Below are 16020 nucleotides of genomic sequence, written 5' to 3'. Positions count from 1 at the left end.
CTCAGCGGCCCAGTCTTTGTTGTATCGTCAATGTCAGCTGCTCGCCGGTCAGGGCGTCGCAAGCCAGGTATTCCGCGCCCAGCGCCTCGGCCAGCTCGCGGGCGCGGCCCAGGCGGACGAAGTCCTGCTCGGTGTCCAGCACCAGCGCCGGCGCGCCGGCCAGTTGGCCGGCCAGGTCCAGCGCCTGCCGCCACGGGTCGCCGTCGCCGTCCAGCGCCACATTGGCGCGGCCGTCGCTGAGGATGACCAAGAGCGGGGCCGGGCCGCCGAGTTGGCGGGACAGCGTGTCGGCGGCCAGTGCCAGCGCGTGCGCCAGCGGCGTGCGGCCGCCGGTGGGCAGCTCGCGCAGCGCGGCTTCGGCCTGTTCGACGCGGTTGCACGGCGGCAGCAGCAGTTCGGCCTGCTGGCCGCGGAAGGCGATCAGCGCCACCTGGTCGCGGCGGCGGTAGGCGTCTTCCAAGAGGCTCAGCACCGTGCCCTTGACCTGCTCCATCCGCTGGCGCGCGGCCATCGATCCGGATGCGTCGACGACCAGCAGAATCAGGTTGCCCTGCTTGGCGACGCGGACCTTGTCGTGCAGGTCGGCGCGGGTGACGGCGAAGTGGTCCGGATCGCGCAAGATCGCGTGGCGCAGCGTGGCGTCCACCGCCAGCTGGGCCGGCTGCGGATTGGCCTCGGCGCGCACGTAATGTCCGCGCTGGCGGCTGGCGCCGTCGCTGCGGCGGCCGGCCGCGTCGTTGAGGGAGGGCGCCTGGACGCGGATGCGGGCGATGTCGCCGGCCGGCGCGGCGGCGAAGATCTGTTCCGAACCATGGCCGGTAGGCTTCGGCTCCTGCTCGCCGTCGGCGTCCGGCGGCGGCTGCGTGGCCTCGCCCTGGTCCTGCGGCGGAGGAGGCGGCGTGGACGCCTGCTGCGTCATCCGCTCCAGCTTGTCCTGGTCCAGCCCGCTCTGCTCGAACGGCTTGCGGCGGCGGCGGTGCGGCAGCACCAGCCGGGCGGCGTCGCGGATGTCTTCGGCGCTGGCGTCAATGCGGCCGTCCAGCGCGGCCAGCGCGCGCGCGGCCTTGTTCAGCACGATGTCGGCGCGCAGGCTGCTGACGTCGAATTCGCAGCACAGCTCGCTGACGAAGTGGAACAGGCTATCGCTGAGCCGGGTCTGCGGCAGCAGCGCGCGCGCGGCGGCGATGTTTTCGCGCAGCGCCTCGCTGTCGACCTGCCACTGTGCGGCGAAGCCTGCCGGGTCGGCCTCGAAGGCCAGGCGGCGGCGCACCACCTCGGCGCGCAGAAGAGGCTCGCGCGGCGCGGCCACGTCCACCATCAGGCCGAAGCGGTCCAAGAGCTGCGGCCGCAGATCGCCTTCTTCCTGGTTCATCGTGCCGAGCAGCGTCACCCGCGCCGGGTGGCTGACCGCCAGCCCCTCGCGCTCGACGGTGTTGACGCCCATCGCGGCGGCGTCCAGCAGCACGTCCACCAGGTGGTCGGCCAGCAGGTTCACTTCGTCGATATACAGCATGCCGCGGTGGGCTCCGGCCAACAGGCCGGGCTTGAACGCCTGCTTGCCGCCCTGCAGCGCCTTTTCGAAGTCCAGGCTGCCCAGCACCCGGTCTTCGGTGGCGCCCAGTGGCAGGTTGATGAAGGGCACCGGGCCGTCATGCAGCTCGCGCGCGCCGCCGGAGCATACCGGGCATAGCGGCAGCGGATGATCCGGCTCGCAGTTGTAGCCGCAGCCGGCGGCGCGGCGGATAGGCGGCAGCACGGCGGCCAGGCCGCGCGCGGCGGTGCTCTTGGCGCTGCCCTTGTCGCCGCGCACCAGCACGCCGCCGACGGTGGGGTCCACCGCGCAGATCAGCAGCGCCTGTTTCAGTTGCTCTTGGCCGACGATGGCGGCGAACGGGTAGATCGGACTCATGCTTTGTTCTCTCCGCGCGCTTCCAGCAGCGCTTCGCTATCGAGGTGCAGCTGCTTGAGCGCGGCCAGGGTGTCCGGGTCCGGCTCCGCCCACAGCTGGCGCTGAGCGGCTTCCAGCAGGCGGTCGGTGATGGCGTTCAGCGCCCACGGGTTGCTGTCGGCGAAGAACTGCTGCATAGACGGATCCAGCGCGTAGCTTTGCGCCAGCTGCTCGTACACCCAGTCGTCCACCACCTGGGCGGTGGCGTCGTAGCCGAACAGGTAGTCGACGGTGGCGGTCAGCTCCAGCGCGCCCTTGTAGCCGTGCTTCTGTATGCCGGAGATCCACTTCGGGTTGGCCACCCGTGAGCGGAACACCCGCAGCACTTCCTCCTTCAGCCCGCGTACCGCCGGCGCCTCCGGATTGTGGCTGTCGCCGAAGAAGGCGCGCGGCTGGCGGCCGCTGAGGCTGCGTATCGTCGCGATCATGCCGCCGTGGTATTGCAGGTAGTCGTCGCTGTCGAAGATATCGTGTTCGCGGTTGTCCTGGTTGTGCAGCGCCACCTCGACGCCGGCCAGCCGATGGCGCAAGGCGTCGCGCGCGTCGGCGCCGTTGGCCTCGCGGCCGTAGGCGTAGCCGCCCCAGTTGACGTAGGCGGTGGCGAAGTCGGCGTCGTTCCGCCAGTTCTGCTCGTTGATCAGCGGCAGGATGCCGGCGCCGTAGCTGCCCGGCTTGGCGCCGAACACGCGGTACAGCGACTGCGCGTCGGCGTCGGGCAGGCCACTCAATAGTTCGTTTTTCAGGTCGGCCAGATAGTGCTTGCGCAGGAAGTTCTGCTCGACCGGCTCGTCCAGCCGCGCGACGGTGTGCACCGCCTCGTCGACCAGCGAAATCAGGTGGGGGAAGGCGTCGCGGAAGAAGCCGCTGATGCGCACGGTGACGTCGATGCGCGGCCGGCCCAACTCGGCCAAGGGGATCACTTCCAGGCCCTGCACGCGGCGGCTTTCCTGCTGCCAGCGCGGCTTGACGCCGAGCAGCGACAGGATTTCGGCGATGTCGTCGCCGTGGGTGCGCATCGCGCTGGTGCCCCAGACGCTGATGGCGACCGATTCCGGATACTGGCCGGTTTCCTTCAGGTGGCGGGCCAGCATCTCGCGCGCCAGGCCGTCGCCTATGCGCCAGGCGGCTTGCGAGGGCAGGCTGCGCGGGTCCACCGAGTAGAAATTGCGGCCGGTGGGCAGGATGTGGGCCATGCCGCGCGTCGGCGCGCCGCTGGGGCCGGCCGGCACGTAGCCGCCTTCCAGGCCGCGCAGCAGATTGTCTATCTCCTCGGCGGTGCGGGCGAGCTTCGAGCACAGCGGGTCGCAGACGAAGCTCAGCACCTGCTCCAGCTCTGCGCACGGCTCGACGCCGGGCAGGACGGCGGCGACGGCGGCCGACACCGCGGCGGCGTCGTAGCCGCGCGCGGACAGCTCGGCGATCAGCGCGCGCGCCAGCCTCAGCACCGCGTCGTGCGCGTCGGCGCGGGTGACCAGCGGCTGGCCGGCCAAGGCCTGCAAGGCGGCGGGCGTCTCGGAAAGGCGCTTGCCCTGGTCCTGCTGCCACGCCGGCCAATCGCCGCCGCAGGCCGCGGCGACGCTGGCCGGCAGGCCGGGGATGCCGAGGTTGGGCAGCCGGGTCAGCGCCAGCAGCATGTCGACCAGCGCCTCGCCCTGCGGCGCGCTGCCCAGCACGTGCAGGCCGTCGCGGATCTGCGCCGCGCCCAGCTCGCACAGATAGCCGTCTATGTCTTCGATCAGGTGGGCGACGTCGACGCCGTCCATCTTGGCCAGGCTCAGCGGCACGCCGTCTGCGTTCAGCGTGTCGTCCCAGTCGTGGTCATGGTCGTGGTGATCGTGGCTGTGGCCGTGATGATGGTGGTCATGGTGGCCGTGGTGATGGCCATGGTCGCCATGATCGTGGTGGTGATGGTGTCCATGGTCGTGGCCGTGCGCGGCCTTGGCCGGGCGGTATTTCGCCGCCGCGGCCGTCGCCGGCTTCATCGCGGCCGCCGGTTTGGCCGCTTGCGGCCGGTATTTGCCGTGCACGGCGGCGGGCGCGTGCTGATGGCCGCCATGCGGATGATCGTGGCCATGGTCGTGATCGTGGTGATGCTCGTGTTCATGGCCGTGGTCATGGTCGTGCTTCAGCATCGCCGCCAGGTCGGTGTCGAGCTTGGCCTCCTTGATCAGGTCCCAGATCTGCTGCTGCAGCAGCGGCAGCTTGTTCGGGTCCAACAGCTCCACCTGGTAGTACTCGTCCACCAGCTGGGTCAGCTGCGCCAGCGGGCCGTAGCTGTCGGCGGTGGTCATCGCCGGCGTCAGGTGGTCGATGATCACCGCGTGGCCGCGGCGCTTGGCCTGCGAGCCCTCGCCCGGATCGTTGACGATGAAGGGGTAAAACAGCGGCATGTCGCCCAAGAGCGCGTCCGGGAAGCAGTGCTGCGACAGGCCCACGCCCTTGCCCGGCAGCCACTCCAGCGTGCCGTGCTTGCCGACGTGGACGATGGCGTCGGCCCGCCAGTCGTCGCGCAGCCAGCGGTACAGCGCGTAGTAGTGGTGGGTCGGCGGCAGGTCCGGCGTGTGGTAGATGGCGTCCGGGTCCATGCCGTAGCCGCGCGGCGGCTGCAGCGCGACGAAGACATTGCCGTAGTCCAGGCCGGAGAACACCAGTTCGTCGCCGTCGACGTAGGCGCCGCCGGGCGGCTCGCCCCAGCGTTGCAGCATCTTGTCGCGCAGCGCGTCGGGCAGCTCGTCGAACCAGGCTTGATAACGCTGGGCCGGCACGCGGGCGGCGGCGTTTCGCATCTGCTCGGCGCTCAGGTAGTCCTGATCGTAGGCGCCGCGGTCTATCAGCTCGTGCATCAGCGCGTCGCTGTCCGGCGGCAGCTCGTCCATCCGGTAGCCGCGGCCTTGCATGCCGCGCAGCATCGCGTACAGCGACGCCGGCGAGTCCAGGCCCACCGCGTTGCCGATTTGAGAAGCCTTGCTGTTGGAGTTGGTGAAGATGAAGGCGATGCGCTTGTCGGCATTGGGCAGATGACGCAGCCGCGCCAGCCGGGCGGCGATGCCGGCCAGGCGGCGGGCGCGGTCCGGCAGCGGCGCGTATTGCTCGGCTTGTCCCGCTTCCGCCGGCTGCTTGAAGCTCAGCGGCACGCCTATGATGCGGCCGTCGAACTCCGGCAGCGCCACGTTCATCGCGGTGTCCAGCGGGTTGAAGCCGCGGTCGGACGCTTCCCACTGCTCGCGCGTCATGCTGCTGGTGATCGCCTGCAGCACCGGCAGGTCCAGCCGGTCCGACGCCTCCACCGCCCAGCCGGGCTGGGTCGGGCCGTCGTGGTTGATGTCGCCCATCGCGAACGAGGTGGTGTTGATCAGCAAGGACACCTTGGCGCGCGGATCGGCCAGCAGCGCCAGCGCCGCCGGCAGGCCGCCTTGGTCTACGGTCCGCAAGGACGAGGTGAACACCGGCAGCGCGTTGACGCCGCGCTCGGCCAGGCAGTCCACCAGCAGGTCGATGAAGCGGGTGTTGCCGGACAGCCAGTGGGCGCGATAGAAGCACAGGCCCACGCTAGGCCAGTCCGGATTGCGGATTTCAAGCCAGTCGTCCAGCGAACACGGCGCGGCCAGCTCCGGGTGGTAGATGCCGTGCTCGGGCAGCGGCTGCGGGCTCTGGTAGCCGAAGCCGGTCAGCAGCAGCCGGTCGGCCAGGCAGCGCATCATCTCGCCCAGGTTGGCGCTGCCGCCGGCCTGCAGATAGGCGTGGACGTCCTGCTGCAGCGATACCGGCGCGCTGCACAGCGCTTGCAGTTCCGGGTCCGGCTCGCCGGTGCCGCTGACCACGATGACGGCGCATTGCACGCGGCGGGCGTGGGCCAGCAATAGCTCCAGTCCCGGTATCGCGTCGGCGCGGCCCAGCACGCGCAGCACGATGGCGCGGGCGTCGGCCAGCTGGCCGTCCAGCAGCGCCCGCATCGCGGCCTCGTCGGCTATGCCTTGCAGCGAAATGCCGGCGACGGCGGGGAAGTCTTCCGGCCAGCGCGCGCGCGACAGCGCGGCGAGGTCGGTGCCGGCGTGGCTCAGCAGCGCGATTTCGGCGTTCATCGTTGAGCCTCCGTTTCGATGTCGCCGATGCCGGTTTTATGGAACACCAGTTCCTCGACCGGGACGCCGCCCTTCAGGTGCTGGCAGACGATGCGCTCGATATCGGTTTCATTCACCTTGCGGTACCAGACGCCGTCCGGGTAGACCACCATCACCGGGCCCTCCTTGCATACGGCGAAGCAGTGGCTGCGGGTGCGCTTGGCGCGCAGGCCTTCGCAGCCGTCTATCGTGCGGCCCAGGTGCAGGAACATCGCCTCGGCGCCCTGGCCGTCCGGCGTGCAGCGCGGGCCGGTGCACATCAGCACGTGTTTGTCGTGGGTTCTCATCGCGCCTCCGGCGTCAGTTGGTCGAAGCGCTTCCATTTGTAGATGCCGGCGGAGGCGAGCCAGGTGAGCAGGAAGACGGCGACGACGAAGTAGCCGAAGTGGGCCAGATCGTCGTTCAGCGCCGAAATCCAGTCCCAGAACGCGCCGCTCAGCTGCAGCTTGTCGGCCAGCAGGCCCAGGCCTTCCAGCCCGCCTATGCCGACGGCGACGACGACGGAGACGAAGGTGATGGTCAGGTTGTACCAGAGCTTGCGCACCGGATTGACGAAGGCCCAGCCGTAGACCTCCACCATCATCATGCTGTCCAGCGTGTCGACCAGCGCCATGCCGGCGGCGAACAGCACCGGGAAGACCATGATGTGCCACAGTGCGACGCCGTGGGCGCTCTGCGAGGTGGCGATGGCGAACAGGCCGATCTCGGTGGCGGTGTCGAAGCCCAGGCCGAACAAAAAGCCTATCGGCAGCATGTGCCAGCTCTTGCCCACCATCTTGAACAACGGTTTGAGCAGGCGGGCGATCAGGCCGCGGTTGTTCAGCAGCAGGTCCAGCTGCTCGTCGCAGATGGGCTCGCCGGCGCGGGCGCGGCGAAAGGCGGCCCAGACGGCGCGCAGCGACGACAGATTGATCAGGGCCAGCGTCAGCAGGAAGAAGGCCGACACGCCGGTGCCGATGACGCCGCCTATCTCCTTGAAGCCGGTGACGCGGCTTTGCAGCGCGCTGGCGGCGAACACGATGACGGCGACGGCGATGACGACCACCGCCGAGTGGCCCAGCGAAAAGAACAGGCCCACCGCCGCCGGCCGGCGGCCTTCCTGCATCAGCTTGCGCACGGTGTTGTCTATCGCGGCGATGTGGTCGGCGTCCACCGCGTGGCGCAGGCCGAACAGATAGGCGAGCAGGGCGGTGGCGAGTTGGGCCGGGTGGTCGGCGAAGGCGGCGAAAGCCCAGGCCCAGGCCAGGAGGTTGGCCAGGATCAGCCCTGACAGGATGGGCGCGTGGCGCGCCAGACGGCGGCCGGCGCTCGGCGCGGTGTATGGATGCATGGTGCCCTCGGAGACGATACTCGTCGCGCAAGCGAGGGCACAGTCCGCCGGTTTTCCATGGGCGGCGCATGTGCGTATCCCCCGGTACACCCCGCCCGGCTTCTGCTTGCGTCGACACGTATGACGGCCGGTCTCCTGGCTCGCGCGTCGTCGTCCGGCGCCGCCTTCCCGGCCTCGTTGGAGGGCCAGTGGCGTCAGGCGCAGACTCTGCGCTTACAGTTGCGGGGGCAGCCGCGGTATCGCACCGCGTTCCCGTTTCACCCTCTATATTCGGGCACCGTCATGATCGGAACCGATGATACGTGACAACGCCGATGCTGTGAACCGCGCGCCACAGCGGTCGGGCGTGGATAAGCGGCTGGCCGCGGCATCGGCCAGTGCGCGAAGGCGGCGCGGGGAGCGCTGGAAAAGGAGCGCGTATCGGCATCGGCATGCCGGCGACCGAACGGAGTCTTGTGTCCGGGGGGCGAAGAATCTTTTCCAGGACTTTACATTCCACTAATATTACAATAGCATATGTAATTATTTCATCATAATTATGTGGAATTATTTGTTCGATCGAGTCGGATTCTCGGCGCTTGCCGCCGGACTTTTTCTTACCGTTCCCGGATAAGGGGCTGTATATGTCGACAAAAACAAACGAGCCCTTGGGGCTGCCCATTTCCAGCAAGCGCGAACTGATCGAGTGGTTCGCCGCCGGCGAAAAGCCCCGCGAGCGTTGGCTCATCGGCACCGAGCACGAGAAGTTTCCGTTCCGCTGCGATGATCTGAGCAGCGTGCCCTACGAAGGCCCGGAGGGCATAGGCCGCTTGATGGAGTTGATGGCCCAGCGTTTCGGCTGGACGCCGATAAACGAGAACGGCAGGATCATCGCGCTGAGCAAGCCCGGTTCTCTGGCGATGGTGTCGCTGGAGCCTGGCGGGCAGTTCGAACTGTCGGGCGCGCCGATGCGGAGCCTGCACGAGACCCGGACCGAGCTGACGGCGCATCTGGATGAAGTGCGCGCCGTGGCCGAGGGGCTGGGCATACGCTTCTCGGGCCTGGGCTTCGCGCCGACCTGGCGCTTGGACGAGGTGGCCTCGATGCCCAAGGCGCGTTACGCCATCATGCGCGAATACATGCAGCGGGTCGGCACGCGGGGGCTGGACATGATGTATCGCACCGCCACGGTCCAGGTAAACCTGGATTTCGCCACCGAGGCCGACATGGTGAAGAAGATGCGGGTGGCCATGGCCCTGCAGCCTGTGGTCTCCGCGCTCTTCGCCAACTCGCCGTTCCGGGAGAATGCGCCCAGCGGGCTGCTGTCGAACCGCTGCCATACCTGGCTGGACACCGACTCGGCCCGCTGCGGCGTGCCGTCCTTCGTCTTCGAGTCCGGCATGGGTTACGAACGCTACGCCGACTATGCCCTCGACGTGCCGATGTACTTCGTCTACCGGGACGGAAAGTATATCGATGTCGCCGGCGAGTCGTTCCGCGACTTCATGCAGGGCCGTCTGCCCCAGTTGCCGGGCGAGCTGCCGCGCCTGTCGGACTGGACGGACCACCTCAGCACGCTGTTTCCCGAAGTGCGTCTGAAGCGCTACCTCGAAATGCGCGGCGCCGATGCCGGCGGTCCGGACCATCTGTGCGCGCTGCCGGCGCTGTGGGTCGGGCTGCTCTACGACAGCGCGGCCCTCGACGCCTGCTGGGATCTGGTCAGGACGCTGTCGCACGAAGAGATCGAGGAGGCGCGCCGCCGCGTTCCCGCCGAAGGCCTGCGCGCGCCGTTCGGCAAGGGCACGGTGCTCGACGCCGCGCGCGCGATACTCGAGCTGGCGCATGGGGCCTTGCGCCGTCGCAAGCTGCTTGACGAGCATGGGCGGGACGAGACGATACACCTGCGCAGCGCCGAAATGGCGGCGACCACGGGCCTGACCCCGGCGGAGCTGCTGTTGCGCCGCTTCCAGAAGGAATGGAACGGCCGCGCCGAGCGCATCCTTCAAGACACCGCGTTGTGATTTGTCTCCCGTCGTCGCTGGACGGCGGGCCCGCTCAGCCGGCGGCGTGCCGCCGCCAATCGACTAGCGCCTGTTCCAGCCGGACCCAGTCGGCGTCTGCCTTGGGCAGGCCGAAGCGCAGGCTGGGGATGGCTTCGAAATGGCGGGTCAGGATGCCGCGGCCGGCCAGGTAGCGGTGCGCGGCCAGGCTGTTTTCGTCCGGCACCCACTGAAACAGCTCGCAGCCACCGGCGGGCGGCAGGCCGTGCCGCTCCAGGCAGCGTTGCAGCCTGGAGCTATCCCGCTGCAGCTTGGTTTTCATCGCCTGTTGCCATGGGGCATCGCGCAGCGCCAGCTTCACCGCCTCGCGCGCCGGGCCGGCCACCGTCCACGGGCCCAGTTCCTCGGCCAGCGCCCGCAGCAGTTCCGGCCAGCCGAACACGAAGCCGGCGCGCGCGCCGGCCAGGCCGAAGAATTTGCCGACCGAGCGCAGCACGATCAGTCCCGGCTTGCCGGCGTGCGGCAGCATGCTGTCTTGCGGCGCGGCGTCCAGAAACGCCTCATCCACCACCAGCCAGCCGCCGCGCGCGGCCAGCCTCTGCCGCCAGTTTTCCAGCAAGGCCGCATCGAAGCGGTCGCCGGTGGGGTTGTTGGGGTTGCACAGCAACACCACGTCCAGCTGGTCTATGCCGGCGGCCAGTTCTTCCGGCGACAGCCTGAACAGCTGGTGTCCGCGTTTTTTCCAATGATGCGGGTGTTCGGCGTAGCACAGCGCCAGCATGCCGACGCGGCACGGCGCGCGCAGCCGCGGCAACAGCTGGATAGCCGGCTGCGAGCCGGCCACGGCCAGCAGCTTGTCGCTGCCGTAGTAGTCGGCGGCGGCCGACTCCAGCCCGTCGTCGTTCTGCGGCAGCCGCAGCCAGCTGTCCGCCGACAGCGGTGGTACCGGCCAGCCGTTGGGATTGACCCCGGTGGACAGGTCCAGCCAGTCGCCGGCCGGGATGCCGTATTCCGCCGCGGCCCGCAGCAGGCCGCCTCCGTGTTCAAGCATGAATCGCTCCGATCAAGATGGCCGCCGTCAGCGACAGGCCGGCCCACAGCCACATGCCGCGGTTGACCAGCCGCACCGCGCGGCCTATGTCCTCGTGTGTGGGGCTGGGACCGCAGCCGAGCGGCGGACGTTCCTTCCACTGGCCGTGATAGCGCGCGCCGCCGCCCAGCGACACGCCCAGCGCGCCGGCGCCGGCGGCCATCACCGGGCCGGCGTTGGGGCTGTACCAGGTCGGTGCCTGGGTCCGCCAGCAGCGCCAGCCGTCGGCGGCCTTGCCCAGCAGCAGATAGGTGACGGCGGTCAGCCGCGCCGGGACGTAGTTCAAGACGTCGTCGAAGCGGGCGGCGGCCCAGCCGAAATGCAGGTAGCGCTCGTTCTTGTAGCCCCACATCGCGTCCAGCGTGTTGGCCAGCCGGTACAGCACCGCGCCGGGCGCGCCGAGGACCAGGAACCAGAACAGCGCGGCGAAGACGGCGTCGCAGCCGTTCTCCAGCACCGATTCGATGGTCGCGCGGGCCACGCCGGCCTCGTCGAGCGCGCTGGTGTCGCGGCTGACGATCCAGCCGACGCGCTCGCGGGCGAGGGCAAGGTCGCCGTCGGCCAGCGCCTTTCTCACGACGTCTGCGTGTTGGGCCAGGCTCTGCGCGCCGACGGCCAGGTAGAGCAGCGCGACGGGGACGACGGTTTCCAGCAGCGGCAGCCTCGTCAGCGCCCAGGCGGCCAGCGTGAAGGGCGCCAATAGCAGCGCGATCGCGGCCGCGCCGCGCAACCGCATGCGCCAGGCCGGCTCCGCGCCGGGCGCGGCCGGGTAGGCCAGCCGCTCGACGGTCTTGACCAGGCGGCCGAAGCCGACCAGCGGGTGCCAGCGCCGCGGTTCGCCCAGCAGGCGGTCCAGCAGCAGCGAGATCGGCAGAAACAGTGCGGAATTCAACGCGGGGCCCTATATAATGGCCGGCCGCCGCTCGGGATTATCCAATGCGCAAGCCGATTGCGCGCCGGGCGGCCGGAATGAATGAAGCCGCCATTCTAAGCGTTGTCAGCCAGCTATGCGCAGGGAGATCGCCATGACCGCCAAGACCATCATGATCCAGGGCGCCACGTCCGACGCCGGCAAGAGCGCGCTGGCCACCGGCCTGTGCCGGCTGTTGGCCCGGCGCGGCGTCCGCGTGGCGCCGTTCAAGCCGCAGAACATGGCGCTGAACAGCGCGGTGACGGCCGACGGCGGCGAGATAGGCCGCTCGCAGGCGGTGCAGGCGCAGGCCTGCGGCGTCGAACCGCATACCGACATGAACCCGGTGCTGCTGAAGCCCAACAGCCACACCGGCTCGCAGGTGATCATCCAGGGCCGCGCGATCGGAAACATGGAGGCGCGCGGCTACCACGGCTACAAGCCTATCGCGATGAAGGCGGTGCTGGCGTCGCACGCCAGGCTGGCGGAACAGTATCAATGCATTGTCGCCGAGGGCGCCGGCAGCCCGGCCGAGATCAATCTGCGCGACGGCGACATCGCCAATATGGGCTTCGCCGAGGCGGTGGACTGCCCGGTGATCCTGGTGGCCGACATCGAGCGAGGCGGCGTGTTCGCCCACTTGGCCGGCACGCTGGCCCTGCTGTCCGAATCCGAGCGCGCGCGCGTCGTCGGCCTGGTGATCAACCGCTTCCGCGGCGATCCGGGACTGCTCAAGACCGGCGTCGACTGGCTGGAGAACCATACCGGCAAGCCGGTGCTGGGCGTGCTGCCCTATCTGTACGACCTGCATCTGGAGGCCGAGGACAGCATGGGCCTGGACAAGCCCGGCGGCGCGTCGGGCGGCGGCGACAAGCTGCGCGTGGTCGCGCCGGCCGCGCCGCGCGTCAGCAACCACACCGATTTCGATCCGCTGCGCCTGCACCCGCAGGTGGATTTCACGCTGGTCCGCGCCGGCCAGCCCATCCCGCCGGCCGACCTGATCGTGCTGCCCGGCAGCAAGAGCGTGCTGGCGGACCTGGCCTGGCTGCGGGAGCAGGGTTGGGAAGAGGCGATACGCCGCCATCTGCGCTACGGCGGCAAGGTGCTGGGCATCTGCGGCGGCCTGCAGATGCTTGGGCGCAAGCTGCACGATCCGGACGGGCTGGAGGGCGAGCCGGGCAGCGGCGACGGCCTGGGTTGGCTGGACATGGAAACCACGCTGGCGCCGGAGAAGCGGCTGACGCGGATGCGCGGCCGGCTGACGCTGGACGACGCCGAGGCCGCCGGCTACGAAATCCACATGGGCGTCAGCTCCGGGCCGGCATTGGAGCGGCCGGCGGTGCGCTTCGACGACGGTTCTGACGACGGCGCGCGCTCGGAAGACGACCAGATATTCGCCACTTATCTGCACGGCGTGTTCGACGAGCCGGCCGCCTGCCAGGCCATCCTGCGCTGGGCCGGGCTGCGGGAACCGGAGGCGCTGGACTACCCGGCGCTGCGCGAGGCCAATATCGACAAACTGGCGGACATGCTGGAGAGGCACCTGGATCTGGAGCCTATCCGGCGCTGGCTGCCTTCTTCCGAGTCCGGGCGGCGGGTTTAGCCGAATGCCTGTTCCACCGCTATCGCCGCCAGCAGCGTTTGCGCCAGTTCCGGCCGGCAGATCAGCAGGTCGGGCATCCTGACGTCCGCCTGGTTGAACACGCAGGGCGAGCCGTCTATCCGCGACGCGTGGAGGCCGGCCGCCAGCGCGACGCCGGCCGGCGCGCAGATGTCCCATTCGTTCATGCCGCCGGCGTGCAGATAGGCGTGGGCCTCGCCGCGCAGCACCGCCATCGCCTTGGCGCCGGCCGAACCCATGGGGATCAGCTCGGCGTCCAGCCGGGCGGCGACGCGCTCGGCCAGCGCCGGCGGCCGGCTGCGGCTGACCAGTATCTTCAGCGGGCCGGCCGGAGCGGGCGCCAGCGTCGGCGCGGGAGTGGCGAACAGCTCGCCGCGCGCCGGCAGCGCGACGGCGCAGGCGGCCGGCAGGCCGTCCACCGCCAGCGCCACGTGCACCGCCCAGTCGCTGCGGTCGCGATCGCGCTCGCTGTATTCGCGCGTGCCGTCCAGCGGGTCTATGATCCAGACCCGGCGTTTGTCCAGCCGCGCCGGATCGGGCGCCGACTCCTCCGACAGCAGGCCGTCGTCCGGCCGCGCCGCGCGCAGCAGATCGGCGATCAGCGCGTCGGAGCGGGCGTCGGCCAGCGCGCCCAGCGCCTTGTCGCCGGCGGCCTGGCCGCGGCGCAGGCCGTTCAGCAGTTCGCCGGCGGCGGCGGCGAGATCGGCGGCAAGCTGGTGGTCATCTGGCATGGGTCTTTCCGGCGCAATGGACATGATGGAGTGATACACCGGATCTGCGCGCGCGGCAATGGCGCGCCGGTCCCGGTTTGACGGTCCGCAATGGACGGGAAGGCGCCGGGCTGTTCAGAAATATTCGACGCCGGCTTGCGGCAGCGCGTCCGGGCGCTGCGTCAGGAAAGCCTCCACTTCGGCCGCCGGCAGCGGCTTGCACAGCAGATAGCCCTGCACGATGTCGACGTGGATGCTGGTCAGAAAGGTCAGCTGCTCGGCTGTCTCCACGCCTTCGGCGACCACCTGCAGACCCATTCTGTGGGCCAGGTAGGCGATGGTGTCGCACAGCGCGGTGTCTTTCTGGTCATTGTGGATGTTGCGGATGAACGATTGGTCTATCTTCAGCGTGTCCACCGGGAAGCGGGTCAGGTAGGCCAGGGACGAGTGGCCGGTGCCGAAGTCGTCTATCGAGCTGTGTATGCCCATCGCGCGGAACTGTTCCATCATCCGTATCGATTGCTGCGGCGACAGCATCGTGAACGATTCGGTGATTTCCAGTTCCAGACCATGTGGCGGGATGCCGCTTTCCTTCAGCACGCCGGCGACGAAGTCCGGCAATTCGTGGTCGGTGAACTGGGCCACGCTCAGATTGACCGCCATCCGCAGATCGCCGCCGCAGCCCTGATCCCGCCAGCGTCTCAGCTGGCCGCAGGCTTCGCGCAGCACCCAGCGTCCAAGCGGCAGGATCAGGCCGGACTGCTCGGCCAGCGGAATGAACTGCATCGGCGAAATCATGCCCTTGCGCGGGTGCTGCCAGCGCACCAACGCCTCGACACCGACCACCCGGCGGCTGCTCAGCTCGATCTGCGGCTGGTAGTGCAGCACCAACTGGCCGCCGTCTATCGCCTGGCGCAGCTCCTTCTCCAGCTCGATGCGCTCGCGCATCTGCTGGGAGAGCGCGGCCTCGTACACCTGGATGCGACGGATGCCGCGCTGTTTGGCCTGGTATAGCGCCATGTCGGCGTTGCGCAGCAGCTCCTGGCCGTTTTCGCCATGTTCGGGCCCCAGGCTGACGCCTATGCTGGGGGCGATGTTAAGCATCATTTCGTCGATGGCGAACGGCTCGGCGACGGCGTCCAGCACCCGGCCGGCCGCTTCCTCGGCCTGCTCGCGTCCGCTGACGGCTCCGAGCAGCAGCACGAATTCTATGCCGCCCAGCCGCGCCGCGTGGCCGCGCGGACCGGCCAGTCGCTGCAGCCGTTCGGCCACGCTGCGCAGTAGCAGGTCGCCGACGCGGTTGCCGTAGACGTCGTTGATGAACTTGAAGTCGCCGAGGTCTATCAGCAGCAGGGCGAAGGCCGGCTGCTTCACCTCGCGGTTGATGCCGTACAGCGCGTCCAACTGCTCCAGCAGGCCGCTCTGGTTGTAAAGGCCGGTCAGCGTGTCGAAATAGGCCAGCCGGTTGATGTTTTCCTGAGCGGCGACGCGCGAGGAGATGTCGATATAGCTGACGCGCAGCAGGTGGCCGGCCTCGCTGGGCAGCATCGCCAGACGCACCTCGCACGGCACGGTGCTGCCGTCGGGGCGCAGGATGATGCGCTCGAACAGCTGCACCTCGCCCTTCATCGCGCGGGCCGTGTGCATGCGCACGCTTTCGGCGGTCGGCAGGCCGTCGGGCTGTTCGCTGTCGTACAGCTCGATGGGTGTCAGGCCGATCAGCCCAGGCAGAGGGCGCCCGGTCAGCTGTTCTGCCTGGCGGTTGGCGTCGACGAAGCGGCCGCTGTCCAGGTCGTAGACCATGATGGCCTCGGGAGCCTGCTCCATCAGCGCGCGGAAGCGTTGTTCGCTGAGCCGCAGCGACTCTGTTTTTTCCTCGACCAGCTTGCTCAGCCGCTTTTTCAGCCGCGCCAGGTCCAGATGGGTGTTGACGCGCGCCAACAGTTCGCTGCGTTCGAACGGCTTGGAGATGAAGTCGACGGCGCCGGCGGCGAAACCGTCGACTTTGGTCTCGGTGTCGGAGATGGAACTGAGGAAGAGAACCGGAATGTCGCGGGTGCGCGGATTCAGCTTCAACTCGTTGCAGACGGCGATGCCGTCGATGTCGGGCAGGCTGAAATCCAGCAGGATCAGATCCGGCGGATGCCTGGCCACGCGTTCCAGCGCCTCGGTGCCGCTCTGGGCCGAGCTGACTTGGTAACCCTGGGTGGACAGCAGCGCCAGCAGCATCATCAGCGTGGTCATGGTGTCGTCCACCACCAGAATGTCGCTAGGTACCGGCATTCGGTTCCTCCTTGCCCGGGACATTCCC

At 69.0% G+C, this 16020-nt stretch carries 10 protein-coding genes and 1 riboswitch; of the genes, 2 read left to right on the top strand and 8 right to left on the bottom strand.

What is annotated here, in order from left to right; all coding sequences use genetic code 11:
• Position 1: 1 nt before the first annotated feature.
• From WNM05_RS16905 to WNM05_RS16890, 4 genes are read right to left on the bottom strand one after another with little or no spacing between them, the layout of a single operon-like run.
• Entirely contained in the window at positions 2-1909 is a 1908-nt protein-coding gene (locus WNM05_RS16905; RefSeq protein WP_434629011.1) for a putative cobaltochelatase, read from the bottom strand.
• Complete coding sequence (locus WNM05_RS16900; protein ID WP_434629009.1) at positions 1906-6030, bottom strand: cobaltochelatase subunit CobN; 4125 nt, start codon at positions 6028-6030, stop codon at positions 1906-1908. Before WNM05_RS16900 ends, WNM05_RS16905 begins: the two co-directional genes overlap by 4 nt.
• Positions 6027-6356 (bottom strand): (2Fe-2S) ferredoxin domain-containing protein, encoded by a 330-nt coding sequence (locus WNM05_RS16895; protein ID WP_434629007.1) that lies wholly within the window; start codon positions 6354-6356, stop codon positions 6027-6029. The genes WNM05_RS16900 and WNM05_RS16895 overlap by 4 nt, the downstream gene beginning before the upstream one ends.
• Positions 6353-7399 carry a HoxN/HupN/NixA family nickel/cobalt transporter gene (locus tag WNM05_RS16890; RefSeq protein WP_434629006.1) on the bottom strand — a complete coding sequence of 349 codons (1047 nt, stop codon included), beginning with the start codon at positions 7397-7399 and terminating at the stop codon, positions 6353-6355. Before WNM05_RS16890 ends, WNM05_RS16895 begins: the two co-directional genes overlap by 4 nt.
• Positions 7400-7507: 108 nt before the next feature.
• Positions 7508-7696: riboswitch (cobalamin riboswitch) on the bottom strand.
• Between the two features lie 326 nt (positions 7697-8022).
• Between WNM05_RS16890 and WNM05_RS16885 the strand changes: the two genes are divergently transcribed.
• Complete coding sequence (locus WNM05_RS16885; RefSeq protein ID WP_434629004.1) at positions 8023-9399, top strand: glutamate--cysteine ligase; 1377 nt, start codon at positions 8023-8025, stop codon at positions 9397-9399.
• 34 nt (positions 9400-9433) lie between these two features.
• Here the strand turns inward: WNM05_RS16885 and cobD are convergent, their stop codons facing one another.
• Together cobD and cbiB are read right to left on the bottom strand one after the other, a co-directional pair.
• Entirely contained in the window at positions 9434-10429 is a 996-nt protein-coding gene (cobD, locus tag WNM05_RS16880) for a threonine-phosphate decarboxylase CobD (protein WP_434629002.1), read from the bottom strand.
• Positions 10422-11360 (bottom strand): adenosylcobinamide-phosphate synthase CbiB, encoded by a 939-nt coding sequence (gene cbiB, locus WNM05_RS16875; RefSeq protein WP_434629000.1) that lies wholly within the window; start codon positions 11358-11360, stop codon positions 10422-10424. Before cbiB ends, cobD begins: the two co-directional genes overlap by 8 nt.
• Positions 11361-11493: 133 nt before the next feature.
• Here cbiB and WNM05_RS16870 point away from each other — a divergent pair, with 133 nt between their 5' ends.
• Positions 11494-12981, top strand: coding sequence for a cobyric acid synthase (locus WNM05_RS16870; protein WP_434628998.1), 1488 nt, complete (start codon positions 11494-11496; stop codon positions 12979-12981).
• Here WNM05_RS16870 and WNM05_RS16865 read toward each other — a convergent pair.
• Positions 12978-13730 (bottom strand): 3'(2'),5'-bisphosphate nucleotidase CysQ, encoded by a 753-nt coding sequence (locus WNM05_RS16865; protein WP_434628996.1) that lies wholly within the window; start codon positions 13728-13730, stop codon positions 12978-12980. The genes WNM05_RS16870 and WNM05_RS16865 overlap by 4 nt on opposite strands.
• Before the next feature lie 114 nt (positions 13731-13844).
• Positions 13845-15992, bottom strand: coding sequence for an EAL domain-containing response regulator (locus tag WNM05_RS16860; RefSeq protein WP_434628995.1), 2148 nt, complete (start codon positions 15990-15992; stop codon positions 13845-13847).
• Between the last annotated feature and the right edge of the window lie 28 nt (positions 15993-16020).

It is taken from the genome of Chromobacterium sp. CV08, assembly GCF_051129845.1.
Lineage (GTDB): Bacteria > Pseudomonadota > Gammaproteobacteria > Burkholderiales > Chromobacteriaceae > Chromobacterium.
Note: the sequence above shows the minus strand (reverse complement) of the source record. Positions and strands in the feature narration are given on the sequence as shown.

Coding starts and splice junctions, on each gene's coding strand:
- WNM05_RS16905 (WP_434629011.1), bottom strand. CDS start 1,909: ATGAGTCCGATCTACCCGTTCGCCGCCATCGTCGGCCAAGAGCAACTG.
- WNM05_RS16870 (WP_434628998.1), top strand. CDS start 11,494: ATGACCGCCAAGACCATCATGATCCAGGGCGCCACGTCCGACGCCGGC.
- WNM05_RS16860 (WP_434628995.1), bottom strand. CDS start 15,992: ATGCCGGTACCTAGCGACATTCTGGTGGTGGACGACACCATGACCACG.
- WNM05_RS16865 (WP_434628996.1), bottom strand. CDS start 13,730: ATGCCAGATGACCACCAGCTTGCCGCCGATCTCGCCGCCGCCGCCGGC.
- WNM05_RS16885 (WP_434629004.1), top strand. CDS start 8,023: ATGTCGACAAAAACAAACGAGCCCTTGGGGCTGCCCATTTCCAGCAAG.
- cobD (WP_434629002.1), bottom strand. CDS start 10,429: ATGCTTGAACACGGAGGCGGCCTGCTGCGGGCCGCGGCGGAATACGGC.
- WNM05_RS16890 (WP_434629006.1), bottom strand. CDS start 7,399: ATGCATCCATACACCGCGCCGAGCGCCGGCCGCCGTCTGGCGCGCCAC.
- WNM05_RS16895 (WP_434629007.1), bottom strand. CDS start 6,356: ATGAGAACCCACGACAAACACGTGCTGATGTGCACCGGCCCGCGCTGC.
- WNM05_RS16900 (WP_434629009.1), bottom strand. CDS start 6,030: ATGAACGCCGAAATCGCGCTGCTGAGCCACGCCGGCACCGACCTCGCC.